Raw genomic sequence first — 16,116 nt, 5'->3', positions numbered from 1 at the left:
GATTACTTCACTAATCCACCACTTGCTTGTAAATCAGCATGGTAGGAAGAACGAACAAATGGGCCACAGGCCGCGTGTTCAAAGCCCATTGCATTAGCTTTATCACGGAACTCATCAAATTCGGCTGGTGGCACATAGCGCGCAACCGGTAAGTGATGGCGACTTGGTTGGAGATATTGACCCAGTGTAAGCATGGTTACGCCGTTTGCACGTAAGTCTGCCATTACTTGAAGAATTTCCTCATTGGTTTCACCCAATCCCACCATTAAACCTGATTTAGTTGGAATGTTTGGGAACATTTCTTTGAAATCATGAAGCAATTTTAAAGACCACTGATAATCAGCGCCCGGACGAATTTCTTTATATAAACGTGGCACATTTTCCAAGTTGTGGTTGAACACATCTGGTGGATTGTCTTTTAATTTTTCTAAGGCTTGAGTAATACGTCCACGGAAATCAGGCACTAAAATCTCAATTTTGATGCCAGGGTTTAATGCACGCACTTCTTTTACACATTCAGCAAAATGACCTGCACCACGATCAGGTAAATCATCACGGTCTACAGAGGTAATTACCACATATTTCAACTTCATATCTTGGATAGTTTCAGCTAATTTACGTGGTTCATCTGGATCGGGTGGTAATGGTTTACCATGTGCAACATCACAGAAAGGGCAACGACGAGTACAAATCGCCCCTAAAATCATAAAAGTTGCCGTGCCGTGGTTAAAGCACTCGTGTAAATTTGGACAAGACGCTTCTTCGCAGACAGAATGTAGGCCATGACGACGCATCCCGTTTTTAATCGTTTCGATCTTTAATGAACTAGACGGCAATTTGATTTTCATCCATTCCGGCTTTTTCAATAATTCTTGATTAGGATCGATGTTTTTAACAGGGATGATTGATGTTTTGGCTGCATCACGGTATTTCACACCGCGTTCCATTTTAAAAGGCGTTGACATTGTTCTTTCCTAAAGAAAAATGCCTGATTCAGGCATTTTTAAATGTGTTATAAAAGTGAATGTTATAAATTTGTAACATTATAGCCCAAAAGTTCGGCAAAGTGTTTAATTAATTTGGGGGAAACCTTGTCAAGTGTAGCCTTTTCTTTACCAATAAAGTCAGCAAGCTGACACATTTCAAGCCCTGCATAGCCACAAGGATTAATGTAATGGAAAGGATTGATATCCATATTGATATTAAATGCCAAACCGTGGAAAGAGCACCCTTTACGGATACGTAAGCCTAATGAACAGATTTTTTTGCCATCAATATATACGCCTGGTGCATCGGGTTTTGGATAACCTTCGATGCCATAGTCTGCGAGGGTTTCCACGACAGATTGTTCAAGTGCGGTCACTAATTGACGGACATTTAAATGTTCATGACGTTTAATATCAATGAGCACATACATCACCTGCTGACCTGGACCATGATAAGTAATTTGACCGCCACGATCTGATTGAACAACAGGTATATTACTACTTTGTAATAAGTGCTCTGGTTTGCCGGCTTGGCCTTGTGTGAAAACAGGGTGATGCTCGACAAGCCAAATTTCATCAGTTGTTTCTGCATTTCGATTATCGGTGAATTCCTGCATTTTGTGCCAGATCTCTCGATAATCTTGTAATCCTAATTGACGGACAATTAAATCTGTTTTGTTCATCTTAGATAACCATTTTGACACCTTCAACTTTAGCAAGCTCTTTGTAAAGCGTTTCTACTTGCTCAAAGTTTTGTGCCACGATATCAATTGAAACAGAATTATAGGTTCCTTTGCTGCTGCGTTTTTCATTTGGAATATAATCACCCGGTAAATATTTTTGTATCACCGCAACGATGTCTTGCGCTAAGCCTTCACGGTTAACACCTGCGACTTTAAATGTCATTGCAGCGGGGAATTCCATTAACTCTTTTAGTTTTTCATAATCATTTTCGTTTGTCATGTTGCATCCTTATTTAAGAGTAAGGTGCATGAATCAGTTAAGTTCACACACCTTACGAATTTATTGATGTGATATAAATGGGGAAGTGCGGTTAATTTTCAAGGCCTTTAATCAAATAATCCTTTGATTGTTAACACTAACCAGTCCCAACCTTTACCGAAGAAACCACCTTCTTGCACGTCTTCTAATGCTTGAAGATTAACAATTGCCACATCCTTGCCATCTAGTTGATAAACGATTTTACCAACAACCTGACCTTTTGTTAAAGGTGCTTGTAAGTATTTGTTATCTAATTCGTAACGTGCTTTTAAGTCTGCTTGTTTGCCTTTTGGCACAGTAATAAAGCCATCTTGTAATAAACCAAGTTGAATTTCACCTTTATCACCGTAGTAAACCGATTGTGTTGAAATTTTTTCATTGGCTTTGTGGGCTTTTAATGTTTCAAAGTTAGCAAAACCCCATTGTAAGAGCTTTTTGCTTTCTACTTCACGACCTTTATAGGTTGGTACGCCCATCACAACAGAAATCAAACGCATATTATTTGGACTTGTCGCCGATGCAACAAGGTTATAACCTGCTTGGCTAGTGTGACCTGTTTTCATACCGTCCACATTAATGGTTTTGTCCCATAGTAAGCCGTTACGGTTAGGTTGTTTGATTTTGTTAAAGGTGAAGTCTTTTTCTGCGTAGATTTTATATTCTTCCGGTAAATCACGAATAATGTGCGCACCAATAATCGCCATATCACGTGCGGTTGAATATTGGTTTGGATCGTCTAAACCGTGTGGCGTAGTGAAGTTGGTATTTTTTAAGCCAAATTGTTGAACGTATTTATTCATGGTATCAACGAAGTTAGCCACGGTACCAGAAATATGTTCTGCCACTGCGACACAAGCATCATTACCTGAAACAATGATAATGCCTTTGTTTAAATCACCTACGGATACTTGTTGATTTAAATTTAAGAACATTTTTGAAGAATCTGGGAAGTTTCTTCCCCAAGCACTTTCGCCAATGGTGACCATATCTTCATTATGAATTTTGCCTTGTTTTAATGCAGCACCTACCACATAACTAGTCATCATTTTAGTTAATGAAGCAGGGTATTGGCGTTGATCTGGATTAAGTGATGCAAGCACCGCACCAGAATTGTAATCCATTAAAACATAGGTTTGCGCATTCACTTCTGGTACAGCAATACCGTATTGAAGATCTTCAGCTGCAGCGAATGTTGAGGCTGCCATTAATCCCGAGAATAGAACAATTTTTTTCAATTTTGCAGATTGTTTTAACATAGTTTTTCCTTTAATAGCGTATTAGTTTTTATAAGTATAAACGATTACTGGTTGTCCATTGGTCGTTTTTTGTAATTTTGTTTTTAATTGATTAACATCAGCTTGATCAGCTAGCGGACCAAAATGAATTTCGTAGTTTTGTCCATTTTGGTTAATTTCTGCCTTTATGCCGTCTAGATCGAGTCTGTTTATGATGCTTTCGGCTTGATTTTTTGACGACACTGCGAGAAGTTTTAGCTTGAAGACAGTTTTTGCATCGTTTGTGGTGGTGTCTAAGTTTTGATTTTTTTTTTCGTTATTTTTATCGGTGACTAAACGATCATTGGCTTCTTGTGTTTTAGCATGCTTAGCTAATGTTTTTACGCCAGCACCTGAAATTTGACCTTTATGATCCACATGCAGTGCTTCAATTCTCACTTGTCCTGTACCACGAGAAATAAGGCCTAACTCTTTGGCTGCAGAATGTGATAAGTCAATAATGCGTTTATGGCTAAATGGTCCGCGATCATTAATCCGCACGATCACTTTGCGATTATTATGCAAGTTTGTGACAACTGCATAAGAGTTTAAAGGCAACGTTTTATGGGCAGCGGTGAACAGTGCCGAATTATAGCGTTCACCATTAGCTGTTTTACGACCATTAAATTTATGGTGGTAATAGCTTGCTGTCCCTTCTTTTGAATAGGATTTCGCTTCATCACCTTGTGTCGTGTATGTTTTACCATCCACTTGGTAGCTTTGTGGTGCTTGAACGGTCGTGGTAATCGACATTGAATCACCTTGAATGCCATACATCTTCTGTGTATTAGCAAAAGCGGCAATACTTGTACCAATTGTTAAGGTGAAAAGTGCGGTCGTTTTTAAGATGTTTTTTAATGTCATACTTATTACTTTCAAGATTATCGGTGTTCTTTATAAGAAAGCCAAAAGGGAAATTAGTTCCCTTTCATAAAGCGTGGTTTGTGAGTATGAATGGACATCACTAAACCAAAGCTCGCCATGATGGCTACATATGAAGTACCGCCGTAGCTAAAGAGTGGTAAAGGCACCCCTACAACAGGCAAAATACCGCTCACCATACCGATATTCACGAAGACATAAACAAAGAAAATCAGCGTAGTGGCACCGGCAAGAATACGCCCGAAAGAGGTTTCTGCATTCACTGCAATTATTAAGCCACGGATAATAATAAACAAATAAATTGCCATCAGAATAAGAAAGCCGACCATTCCATGTTCTTCACTCATCACGGCAAAAATAAAATCAGTGTGTGGTTCAGGCAAAAATTCTAATTGGGATTGTGTTCCTTGCATCCATCCTTTGCCTGACATACCGCCTGAACCGATGGCAATTTTGGATTGCAAAATGTGGTAACCCGCCCCAAGCGGATCTTTCTCTGGGTCAAGTAAAGTTAATACACGCATGCGTTGGTAGTCATGCATTAAATACATCCACATGATTGGAATAAATGCCGCTAAGCCAACTACCGCAGCAAGAATAAGCCACCAACTCATGCCTGCTAAGAATACCACGAATAAGCCCGATGCACTAACCAGAATTGATGTCCCTAAGTCTGGTTGAATGGCTACAAGTAAAGTTGGCACCATAATCATGGCGATAGCAATAAAGGTTTCGCTCATTTTAGGTGGTAATGGACGATTACCTAAATACACGGCGACCATTAATGGTACCGCGAGTTTGACAATTTCAGACGGCTGAAAGCGAATAAAACCAAGATCTAACCAACGTTGTGCCCCTTTACTCGTTGTACCGAAGGCATCAACTAAAATCAGCATAATAAAGCCAACCAAGTATAAATAAGGGGCCAGGCGCTGATAAAATTTAGGGGGGAGCTGTGCCATAATCATCATGACAACAAAACCTAATATGACCTGAATGATACGGTTTTGGAACATGACTTCACTGGCACCAGATGCACTATAAAGCACAAGCATACCATAGGCAGTAATGGCAGCTAAACCAATAAATAATAAGAAATCAATGTGTAAGCGTTGCCATAATCGCAAGCATAAAGGCACTTTTTCTTCCATTATTCATTCTCACTTGGTTGGGGTTCTTGCAATGGTGTGTCTAACTCAGTTTGGTCCGTCATCTTTTCTTTTTCAGCATTTTGTTGACGTTCAATTTGCGGCAAGCGTTTATTTAGGTAGAAATCCATAATTTGACGCACAATTGGCGCGGCATTACTTGAGCCGCCCCCCGCATTTTCTAAAATAATGGTGACAACTAATTTCGGATCTTCATAAGGTGCATAAGCAGTGAACCAAGCATGATCATGCAATTCTTTTTTCAATCCTGCAGCATTATATTTTTGGTTTTCTTTTAAGCTGAATACCTGTGCAGTACCGGATTTCCCAGCTACATGGTAATTAGTGCCTACAAAGGCTTTTCGTCCTGTTCCTGCACCAGAATTCACGACATTAAACATCCCGCGTTTAGCGGCATCCCAATAAGCTTGTTTCGGATCAGTAATATCCTCATATAAAAGTGGGTCTTGATAGGGCTCAATGATAGAGCCTTCCACTGATTTCATTAAATGAGGCGTATGAATTTTACCGTTATTGACCACAATAGAGGTCGCTTTTGCCACTTGTAATGGTGTAGCCGTCCAATAACCTTGTCCAATCCCCACAGAGATCGTATCGCCTTGTACCCAAGGTTTTTTATAACGTTTTTGTTTCCATTCTTTACTCGGCATATTGGCCGCAGCTTCTTCTTGAATTTCAATACCTGTCGGCATACCAAAGCCAAAGCGTTTCATCCACATAGAGAAACGATCAATGCCTAAATTAAAGGCGGTTTGATAGAAGAAGGTATCCGATGATTCCGTAATGGCTTTATTTAAATCCGTATAGCCGTGCCCTGATTTTTTCCAATCTCGGAAACGCTTTGTCGAGTTTGGAAGCATCCAGTAACCTGGGTCAAAAATGGTGGTATGAGGCGTAATCACCCCTTCCGTTAATGCAGCAACAGCAACAAATGGTTTTACCGTAGAGGCTGGTGGATAGACCCCTTGTGTTGCACGACTATAAAGTGGGCGAGCAGGGTCGTTTAATAAGCGTTTATAATCGCTAGCGGAAATCCCATCCACGAATAAATTATTATCATAGCTTGGTGTTGAAACCATCGCTAATACACTGTTGTCTTTCGGGTCAAGCACAACAACAGCGCCTTTTTGACCTGAAAGGAGCGACATAATATAGCGTTGAAGAGTAAAATCGATAGTCAGATGAATACTTTTACCCGCGGTGGCTGGTTGTTCACGTAGTTTACGAATAACTTTACCACGGTTATTAATTTCAACCTCTTCGAAACCGGTTGTACCATGGAGTTGTTCTTCGTAATAACGTTCAATACCCAGTTTCCCCATGTCCGTAGAACCGGAATAGTTAGCAAATTTTTCTTCTTTTTTTAGGCGCTCAACATCTCGGTCATTAATGCGTCCCACATAACCTAAAATGTGAGTCATGGCTTCGCCATATAGGTAATTTCGTTTGAAATAAGGACGAACATCAAGGCTTGGATATTTATACTGGTTTACTGCAAAGCGGGCGATTTGTTCTTCCGTTAAGCTTGGTTTGAGTAAAATCGGTGTATAACGTGTGCCACGGCGACGTTCTTTTTTGAAATGCTCAATGTCTTCGTCTGTGAGCCCCACAATATAGCGCAATTCTTCAAAAGTGCGGTCTAAATTTTCCGTTTTTTCCGGCACGATATATAAACCGAAAAAGGTGAGGTTTTCTGCCAGTAATTCACCGTAACGGTCATAAATCAATCCGCGAGTAGGAGGAAGTGGAAGCAATTTAATACGGTTACCATTTGAGCGAGTTTGGTACATGTCGTAATTCACCACTTGGAGATGGTAAATATTAGCAAATAGCACACCACTTAGGGCTAAAATACCGATGAATGCTACCAATGTTCGACGCGCAAACAGGTTCCGCTCCGCTTTTTTATCGCGGATCGGTTCGTTGGTTGGGGCTGCAAAGAATTTCTTTAAATTCATCGGTAATGTAACGCGTTATTCTCTGTGATAAGGATGATTTGTAGTCAGCGACCAGGCACGGTATAAGCTTTCTGCTACCACAACACGCACTAATGGATGCGGCATTGTGAGCGGTGAAAGTGACCAGCTTTGCTCCGCCGCAGCTTTGCATTCAGGGGATAAACCTTCAGGTCCTCCAATGAGTAAGTAGACATCACGACCATCATTTTTCCAGCCTTCTAATTGCTCAGCAAGTTGTGGTGTTGTCCAAGGTTTGCCAGGAATATCTAATGTCACCACTTTGCCTTTTCCGCAAGCCGCTAACATTGCTTTGCCTTCTTGTTCTAAGATGCGTTTAATGTCAGCATTTTTGCCACGTTTGCCTGCGGGGATTTCAATAAGTTCAAAAGGCATATCTTTAGGAAAACGACGTTGGTATTCTTCAAATCCAGTTGTCACCCAAGCTGGCATTTTTGTGCCCACAGCGATTAATGTGATTTTCATCCTTTTCCCTTTTAAAAGGCAGTCAAAATTGACCGCACCTTATGCCCAAAGTTTTTCTAATTGATACATCTCACGTGCATCACGTTGCATAATGTGTACGATGGTTTGACCGAGATCGACCACGATCCAATCAGCCGTATTACGACCTTCTTCACCAAAGGTTTCATAACCGGCTTTTTTACATTCTGCAATAAGATTATCTGCCATAGCAGACACTTGGCGGCTAGATGTACCAGTACAAATAATCATATTTTCAGTAATCGATGATTTGCCTTTTACATCAAAATGCACAATTTCGGTGCCTTTTAAATCATCGAGTTTATCAATTACAAATTCAACTAATGACATTTCTTTTCCTATTTAAATAAAGCGATGAATTCTATCATTGAATGAGGGAAAGGGGTAGGCTTAGGGCGGATTTTATTTGAATTGTTTTATGGTTGTAACAGTGCTTGGCAATAAATATTGGGGCAGTGATAGTGCCCCAAGTTTAAAAGGGTATTAAACCCATAAAAGAATCGCTAACAATTGTGGTGAAATGATCCGCAGGAACATTGTGAGAGGATAAACCGTCGCGTAGGAAAGGGATGCTGCACCACTTCCTTCTTTCAGTTCGTTTGCGAAAGCGAGCGCTGGCGGATCAGTCATCGACCCCGCCAATAAACCACAAAGTGAAAGATAATTTAATTTGGCATATAAACGCGCAATAACACCTACAATCATTAATGGTACGAGTGTGATAAAAATACCGTAGCCCATCCATTCAAGACCTGAACCATTGGTGAGTGTGTCAACAAAGCTACCGCCAGATTTTAAACCGACTACAGCAAGGAAGAGCACAATACCAATTTCGCGCAATGCCAAGTTCGCACTCGGCGGCATAAACCAATAGAGTTTTCCTATAGAGCCAATTCGAGCCAAGATCAACGCGACGACTAATGGTCCGCCTGCTAGCCCTAATTTTAATGCTACAGGGAAACCTGGAATATAGAAAGGAATGGAGCCTAGTAATACCCCTAAGCCAATCCCAATAAACACTGGTAACATTTGCACTTGTAGTAGTTTTTGTTTCGCATTCCCGATCACTGAAATGGCTTGGTTGAGAATGTCAGTTTTTCCAACCATGTGTAATACGTCACCGAATTGAAGGGTGGTATGGGCTGTTGGCACCAATTCCACACCTGCACGATTTAAACGTGAAATGACGACACCGTATTTTTGATGAATGCCGAGATGACGAATTTTTTTACCTAATACTTTTTCATTGGTAACCACAACGCGTTCAGAACGAATTTCGCCACTCAAGCTTGCGACCGGAACATCAACTTCTTCCCCGATAATAAGATGCATTTTTTTCAAGCCTTCAGGATTACCAACTAAATGCAAAATGTCACCAAGTTGAACATCGGTATCCGCTTTTGGCACAATGACTAATTCACCTCGTTTTAAGCGAGAACAAACTACATCTTCATCATCAAAACCTGGAATCTCAATCAAATGGATGCCGTTGAGATTGGCATTGGTGACTTTTAGAGACATGCTTTTGAGAGCCTCTTTGTCGTGGCCACTTTCTTTTTCAAAATTTGCCGCTTCTTCATCCACTTTAATTTTAAAGAAAAGGCGAATAAGCCACATAGAAAGTAAAATGCCGCAAATTCCAAAAGGATAAGCCATCGCATAGGCCATACCCATGTTAGATGTCGTTTGCGACATACCTAATTCAGAAAGAATTTGCTGACCCGCACCGAGAGATGGGGTATTTGTGACCGCACCCGAGTAAATACCAAGTGCGACATCAAGAGGAATATCGGCAAACTTATAAATGAGAATCGTCACTAACGCGCCGAGTGCAACAATTAAGATTCCTAACCCATTTAAGGTTAATCCTGATTGCCGTAAGGAAGCAAAAAAGCCCGGTCCTACTTGAATACCAATCGTATAAACAAATAGAATTAAGCCGAACTCTTGCACAAAATGTAACGTATGGCTATCCAGTTTAATGCCATATTGCGTGGTAAAATGGGCAACCAAAATACCACCAAATAGCACGCCACCAATACCTAATCCTACACCTTTAATTTTAAAATGCCCGATCCATAGACCAATTACGGCAACGAGGGCAAGCAAACTAATGGTAATCGCAGTTTCACTCATACCGACCTCTAATTTATTAAAAATTTAACTATTTTGGATTATAACAATTTGATTTCCTACCCGCTTGTAACAAAGTCAAAAAATGTTATCTCCATCACATTTTTTCTTGCTTAAAAATAAACACCGCCTAAAATGACCGCACTTTTTTTGATTTTATAGGTTGATTATGGATTACGCTCAAGAGGCCATTAATTCGCTTTTATGGATAGCAAAAACATTAGCGATGACGGCAGTTGTGTTTAGCTTTAGTATTTTCTTATTGGTCCGTTTTACTCATTGGGGAAAACAATTTTGGCAATTTGCGGGCGGGTATCTTTCACCACGTCGAAGTATTAAACCTTTGCTATTTTTCTTGTTAATTGTGGCGATGACATTAGTCAGTGTGCGTATTAGCTTGGTGCATTCTGAGTGGTATAACAATATGTACACATCCTTGCAGGAATTTAATGAGCCTGTGTTTTGGGATCAAATGGTGCTATTTTGTGTGATTGCGACAAGCTCAGTGATTGCTGCATTGCTGAGCTATTATTTAGAACAACGTTTTTCTATTGATTGGATCGAATGGTTGAATGGTCAGCTGGTCGATAAATGGATGAATAATCGCGCGTACTACAAAACGCAGTATGTTTCCGCTAACTTAGATAACCCCGATCAACGTATTCAACAAGATGTGCAATCCTATGTGCGAACCACGCTCTCTTTAAGTACCGGGGTGATTGATGCCGTCACCTCCATGATTTCTTACACGATCTTATTATGGGGATTAGCAGGACCAATGATTGTATTTGGTACTGAAATTCCACGCATGATGGTGTTCTTGGTATTTGCTTATGTGATTATCACTACCGCGATTGCATTCCGTTTAGGGCGTCCGTTAATTATGTTGAATTTCGTCAACGAACGCTTAAACGCTAACTATCGTTATTCTTTAATTCGCATCAAAGAATATGCGGAAAGTGTGGCATTTTATGCGGGGGAGAAAGTTGAGAGTAGCCAACTTTATAAACAATTCGGCGCAGTGATCAATAACATGTGGGATATTGTTTATCGAACCTTAAAATTCTCTGGTTTTAACCTAGTAGTAAGCCAAGTTTCCGTGGTGTTCCCTTTACTCATTCAAGTGGGACGTTATTTCGAGAAGCAAATTAAACTCGGCGATCTGATGCAAACGCTACAAGTATTTGGTAAGTTGCATTCAAATCTTTCATTCTTCCGTAATTCTTACGATGGTTTTGCCGGATACAAAGCCACATTAGATCGTTTAACTGGCTTTAGTTATGCGATTGATATGGCGAATCGTCAATCTACGTCGCATTTACACGAACATGAAACTGACGTGATCTTTAAGGATTTAAGCATCAGTAATCCATTTGGAAAAACCTTAATTGAGAATTTAAATTTAACACTGCCACAAGGTTCAACCCTATTAATTCAAGGTAATTCAGGTGTGGGTAAAACCACGTTGTTGAGAACTGTGGCTGGACTTTGGGCTTATTCTGAAGGGGATGTGTATTGTCCAACCCATCAGCTTTTCTTATCGCAAAAACCTTATTTACCACAAGGCACCTTATTGACTGCGTTGGCTTATCCGAATGAAGAAAAGACCTTTAATCGTGATGAGATCATTGAGGTATTAAAACAAGTGTCTTTAGGGCATTTACAAGATCGTTTAGATCAAGAACAAGATTGGACACGAATTCTTTCTCTCGGTGAGCAACAACGCTTAGCTTTTGCTCGTTTGTTATTACATAAACCGAAAGTAGCATTCCTAGACGAAGCCACGGCGAGTATGGATGAAGGCTTAGAAGATAATATGTATCGTCTATTAAAAGAATGTTTACCTCATACAACGGTTATTAGTGTGGGGCATCGTTCAACCTTGCAAGCTTTCCATCAGCAACAATTGATGGTTTTAGGTAACGGTAAGTGGCAATTCACTGACCGAAATCAGGCATAAAACGCTACTAAAATTGACCGCACTTACCTTGTTAGAAAAAATCGCGAGGTAAGTGTAGAGGATCAAAGCAAAAAATCCTGTTATCAAACTCGATTTTTTGATACATTTAGCACAATTTTTTTCTATGCTCAGAAATGAGTAATTTTTCACCAAACTAATGACGGAATTCTTATGTTATTCAAAAAAATTCGTGGTTTATTTTCAAATGATCTTTCTATCGATCTAGGTACAGCAAATACATTAATTTACGTGAAAGGCCAAGGCATCGTACTTGATGAGCCTTCAGTTGTGGCAATTCGTCAAGATCGTATGGGGGCATACAAAAGCATTGCGGCAGTAGGTAAAGAAGCAAAACAAATGCTTGGTCGTACTCCGAAAAGTATCGTGGCTATTCGTCCGATGAAAGATGGTGTAATTGCTGATTTCTCTGTGACAGAAAAAATGTTGCAATACTTTATCAAACAAGTACATAGCGGTAACTTTATGCGTCCTAGCCCACGCGTACTCGTTTGTGTACCGGCTGGTGCAACTCAAGTTGAACGTCGTGCAATCAAAGAATCAGCATTAGGTGCAGGTGCACGTGAAGTTTATTTAATTGAAGAGCCAATGGCGGCTGCAATCGGTGCAAACTTGCCGGTTTCTACAGCGATCGGTTCAATGGTCATTGATATCGGTGGTGGTACCACTGAAGTGGCGGTGATTTCTTTAAACGGTATCGTGTATTCATCTTCTGTACGTATTGGTGGTGACCGTTTTGATGAAGCGATCATCTCTTATGTTCGTCGCACTTTTGGTTCTGTTATTGGTGAGCCAACTGCAGAGCGTATCAAGCACGAAATTGGTTCAGCTTACATTCAAGAAGGCGATGAAATTTTAGAAATGGAAGTGCACGGTCATAACCTTGCTGAAGGTGCGCCTCGCTCATTCAAATTAACCTCTCGTGATGTACAAGAAGCCCTTCAACAACCATTAAATGGTATCGTTGCAGCAGTGCGTACGGCGCTTGAAGAATGCCAACCAGAACACGCCGCAGATATTTTTGAGCGTGGTATGGTGTTAACGGGTGGTGGTGCTTTATTACGCAACATTGATGTATTGTTATCAAAAGAATGTGGCGTACCGGCAATCATTGCAGAAGAACCATTAACTTGCGTAGCTCGTGGTGGCGGTGAAGCAATCGAAATGATTGATATGCACGGCGGCGATATTTTCAGCGACGAAATTTAATTTCTAAAAGTGCGGTCAGAAAAATCGGCGTTTTTAATTCGTCTGATTTTTTGACCGCACTTTTCCTTTCAACCCTAGGACAGTGAATGAAACCCATTTTTGGTAAAGCACCACCATTAGGTATTCGACTCGCATTAGCGGCGATTGCTTCGATGACACTCATTTTAGTTGATGGGCAAACCTCATCAATGACGAAGGCGCGTAGTGTCATGGAGACTGCGGTGGGTGGCTTGTATTACCTTGCGAATGGGCCAAGAACGGTTCTAGATGGTGTATCAAGTAACTTGGTAGATACCAATAAACTGCTTATTGAAAATAAAGTATTGCGTGAGCAGTTGCGTGAGAAAAATGCCGATCTTTTATTATTGGACCAACTCAAGGTAGAAAACCAACGTCTTCGTTTACTGCTTAATTCGCCTTTACGCACCGATGAATATAAAAAAATCGCAGAAGTGCTTACAGCAGAAACTGATGTCTATCGTCAGCAAGTGGTGATCAATCAAGGTGAACGAGATGGCGCTTATGTTGGGCAGCCTGTGATTGATGAAAAAGGAATGATTGGTCAGATTATATCTGTGGGGGAGAACACCAGCCGAGTCTTGCTTTTAACGGATGTAACCCATTCTATACCAGTGCAAGTTTTACGTAATGATGTACGCGTGATCGCGAGCGGTACAGGACACTCTGATGAACTTACTTTAGATAATGTGCCTCGTTCTGTGGATATTGAAAAAGGCGATTTATTGGTGACTTCAGGTTTGGGAGGCCGTTTTGTGGAAGGCTATCCTGTGGCAGTCGTACAAAGTGTCTCTCGTGATGGCTCAAATTACTTTGCAACAGTGAAAGCGAAACCTTTGGCTGAGTTAGATCGTTTACGTTATTTGCTTTTACTTTGGCCGAGCAATCTTGATATGTCGAAAGTCAAATCCATGTCTCCAGAAGAAGTACGTCGTCTTGTTCAGCAACGTTTAGAAAGTCAAGCTAATGAAGCAACTCATTCAGTGAGCAAAACCAAAATTACAGATGATCAAGAGGATGGCGCACAGCCGCATACAGGAAAAGAAATTGTGGATCCTGACATTCCGACCACAATGCCTCAACAAGAGGAACCCATTTCTCCAGATCAGCAACAACATAGGGAAGAAGACTAATGCAAGGGCGTTTTATTTTTCAATGGGCGACCATTTTATGCTTCTTTGTTGTGGCATTAATTATGGAGTTAGCCCCATGGCCTGCAGGCTTTCAAGCTTTTAAACCATCTTGGTTGGTTTTAGTTTTGCTTTACTGGACGCTTGCGTTACCTGATAGAGTAAGCATTGGTTGGGCATTTTTACTCGGGGTTTTATGGGATATCGTGCTAGGCTCTATTCTTGGGGTTCATGCACTGGTGCTTTCTGTCGCCTTCTATTTTGTTTCCAAATATTACTTAATTTTGCGCAACCTTTCTCTTTGGTTCCAAAGTTTATTGGTACTTCTTTTTGTTTTTGCGATTCGAGTGGCTATTTTCTTGGTTGAATTCTCTTTGCATGGGGCATTTTTTAACTGGCAGGAAATCTTTGGTGCCATCGCATCAGGTGTGTTATGGCCATGGGTTTTCTTATTGATGCGTACTGCACGTCGAAGAGTCGGATTGCATTAATCATAAAAAAGCTGATGAAGAGATTCATCAGCTTTTCTTTTTAGTTTTTACGACGGTAGTTTGTTTTTCTCGTCGTAGTATTTCTTGTTTGAGGCGTAGGATTGCGTTTTAAACGATAAGGTTTTGGAATATCACTAATCAATGAATTCGGGTCATATTGGCTGACCGGAATAGAATGACCAATGTATTCTTCAATAGCCGGTAAATTCATCGCATATTCTTCACAAGCAAAGCTAATAGACACACCACTTTCCCCTGCTCGACCAGTACGGCCAATACGATGAACGTAATCTTCTCGATCATCGGGTAAATCAAAGTTAAAGACATGAGTCACGTCTGAAATATGTAGCCCACGCGCTGCAACATCAGTTGCCACGAGAATATCGAGCTCACCATCAGTAAATTGTTTGAGCAATGAAAGACGTTTTTTCTGTGCTACATCCCCCGTGAGCAATCCCACACGATGGCCATCAGCCGCTAAATAACCCCAAATTTCTTCACATTTATGTTTAGTATTTGCAAAGACAATACAACGCTCGGGCCATTCCTCTTCCATTAACGTGAGTAAGAGAGGAATTTTGTCTTCATTTGACGGATAGAAGAGTTCCTCTTTAATTCGATGTCCCGTTTTTTGTTCTGGTTCAATTTCAATGTATTCTGGGGAATTCATATCTTCAAAGGCAAGTTCGCGCACTTTGTAAGAGAGCGTTGCAGAAAAGAGCATGGTGAGACGTTCTTGCGGAGAAGGGCATTTACGTAATAAATAACGAATATCACGAATGAAACCTAAATCGAACATACGATCCGCTTCGTCCAATACTACGACTTGGATATCATCTAAACGGATAATCCCTTGTTTCACGTAGTCAATCACACGACCAGTGGTACCAATTAAAATATCCACACCGGCCTCGATAGCTTTGAGCTGTTTATCATAGCCATCCCCACCATAAGCAAGTGCGGTTCGTAACCCACTTGTTCTTGCTAATAACTCAGCATCATGATTAATTTGCACGGCCAGTTCACGGGTTGGTGCAAGAATTAATGCACGGGGTTGATTGGTGGCAAAATTAGGTTGATGTGTTAATAAGTGATGAAATGTTGCCGTTAAAAATGCCATCGTTTTACCTGTGCCGGTTTGTGCTTGGCCAGCAACATCTTTTCCTTGCAAGGTAATAGGTAATGATAACGCTTGAATCGGGGTACAGTATTCAAACCCCTTGTCTTGTAGGGCTTTTTGTACGATAGGATGTAATGGAAGATCAGCAAATCGCTGCTGGCTTAAATAATTTTCTTGCATGATAAATAATGGTTCTCAGAAATAAATAGGGCTAAGGATAGCACGAAGTCGGAAAAATATCCTTAAAAATGACACGCTTATTAAT

Annotated in this window: 15 protein-coding genes; 4 read left to right on the top strand and 11 right to left on the bottom strand. The window is 40.6% G+C overall.

Going from position 1 to position 16,116, the window contains the following annotated elements; translation table 11 throughout:
* Positions 1-2: 2 nt before the first annotated feature.
* The 10 genes from lipA to PARA_RS00595 all read right to left on the bottom strand — a co-directional run bounded on the left by lipA (position 3) and on the right by PARA_RS00595 (position 9,908).
* Positions 3-965: a lipoyl synthase gene (lipA, locus tag PARA_RS00640; protein WP_014064079.1), complete on the bottom strand. Its 963-nt coding sequence runs from the start codon at positions 963-965 to the stop codon at positions 3-5.
* Positions 966-1,027: 62 nt separating this feature from the next.
* On the bottom strand, positions 1,028-1,669 hold the full coding sequence (lipB, locus tag PARA_RS00635; RefSeq protein ID WP_014064078.1) for a lipoyl(octanoyl) transferase LipB: 642 nt from the start codon (positions 1,667-1,669) through the stop codon (positions 1,028-1,030).
* A 1-nt stretch (position 1,670) separates the two neighbouring features.
* Positions 1,671-1,949, bottom strand: a complete 279-nt coding sequence (gene ybeD, locus PARA_RS00630) for a DUF493 family protein YbeD (protein ID WP_014064077.1) — start codon at positions 1,947-1,949, stop codon at positions 1,671-1,673.
* A gap of 107 nt (positions 1,950-2,056) precedes the next feature.
* The gene (locus tag PARA_RS00625; RefSeq protein ID WP_014064076.1) at positions 2,057-3,244 is read right to left on the bottom strand and encodes a D-alanyl-D-alanine carboxypeptidase family protein; all 1,188 of its coding nucleotides are present in this window, start codon (positions 3,242-3,244) and stop codon (positions 2,057-2,059) included.
* A gap of 21 nt (positions 3,245-3,265) precedes the next feature.
* Positions 3,266-4,126, bottom strand: coding sequence for a septal ring lytic transglycosylase RlpA family protein (locus PARA_RS00620; RefSeq protein WP_014064075.1), 861 nt, complete (start codon positions 4,124-4,126; stop codon positions 3,266-3,268).
* 53 nt (positions 4,127-4,179) lie between these two features.
* Positions 4,180-5,295, bottom strand: coding sequence for a rod shape-determining protein RodA (gene rodA, locus PARA_RS00615; protein ID WP_014064074.1), 1,116 nt, complete (start codon positions 5,293-5,295; stop codon positions 4,180-4,182).
* Positions 5,295-7,271: a penicillin-binding protein 2 gene (gene mrdA, locus PARA_RS00610; protein WP_014064073.1), complete on the bottom strand. Its 1,977-nt coding sequence runs from the start codon at positions 7,269-7,271 to the stop codon at positions 5,295-5,297. Before mrdA ends, rodA begins: the two co-directional genes overlap by 1 nt.
* Positions 7,272-7,286: 15 nt before the next feature.
* On the bottom strand, positions 7,287-7,754 hold the full coding sequence (gene rlmH / locus PARA_RS00605; RefSeq protein WP_014064072.1) for a 23S rRNA (pseudouridine(1915)-N(3))-methyltransferase RlmH: 468 nt from the start codon (positions 7,752-7,754) through the stop codon (positions 7,287-7,289).
* 39 nt (positions 7,755-7,793) lie between these two features.
* A complete protein-coding gene (rsfS, locus tag PARA_RS00600; protein WP_005695495.1) occupies positions 7,794-8,102 on the bottom strand; it encodes a ribosome silencing factor in 309 nt (102 codons plus the stop codon).
* 153 nt (positions 8,103-8,255) lie between these two features.
* Positions 8,256-9,908, bottom strand: coding sequence for a putative transporter (locus PARA_RS00595; RefSeq protein WP_014064071.1), 1,653 nt, complete (start codon positions 9,906-9,908; stop codon positions 8,256-8,258).
* A 166-nt stretch (positions 9,909-10,074) separates the two neighbouring features.
* Here PARA_RS00595 and PARA_RS00590 point away from each other — a divergent pair, with 166 nt between their 5' ends.
* The 4 genes from PARA_RS00590 (at position 10,075) to mreD (ending at position 14,731) form a co-directional block, all read left to right on the top strand.
* The gene (locus PARA_RS00590; RefSeq protein ID WP_014064070.1) at positions 10,075-11,865 is read left to right on the top strand and encodes an ABC transporter ATP-binding protein/permease; all 1,791 of its coding nucleotides are present in this window, start codon (positions 10,075-10,077) and stop codon (positions 11,863-11,865) included.
* A 171-nt stretch (positions 11,866-12,036) separates the two neighbouring features.
* Positions 12,037-13,092, top strand: coding sequence for a rod shape-determining protein (locus PARA_RS00585; protein WP_014064069.1), 1,056 nt, complete (start codon positions 12,037-12,039; stop codon positions 13,090-13,092).
* A gap of 86 nt (positions 13,093-13,178) precedes the next feature.
* Positions 13,179-14,243: a rod shape-determining protein MreC gene (gene mreC, locus PARA_RS00580; protein WP_014064068.1), complete on the top strand. Its 1,065-nt coding sequence runs from the start codon at positions 13,179-13,181 to the stop codon at positions 14,241-14,243.
* A complete protein-coding gene (mreD, locus tag PARA_RS00575) occupies positions 14,243-14,731 on the top strand; it encodes a rod shape-determining protein MreD (protein WP_014064067.1) in 489 nt (162 codons plus the stop codon). Before mreC ends, mreD begins: the two co-directional genes overlap by 1 nt.
* Before the next feature lie 40 nt (positions 14,732-14,771).
* Here mreD and rhlB read toward each other — a convergent pair whose 3' ends face one another.
* Positions 14,772-16,031, bottom strand: coding sequence for an ATP-dependent RNA helicase RhlB (gene rhlB / locus PARA_RS00570; RefSeq protein ID WP_014064066.1), 1,260 nt, complete (start codon positions 16,029-16,031; stop codon positions 14,772-14,774).
* Positions 16,032-16,116: the final 85 nt, after the last annotated feature.

It is taken from the genome of Haemophilus parainfluenzae T3T1, from assembly GCF_000210895.1.
Taxonomy (GTDB): Bacteria; Pseudomonadota; Gammaproteobacteria; order Enterobacterales; family Pasteurellaceae; genus Haemophilus_D; species Haemophilus_D parainfluenzae_A.
The sequence above is the reverse complement of the archived record's forward strand: the minus strand, read 5'-3'. Positions and strand labels throughout refer to the sequence as shown.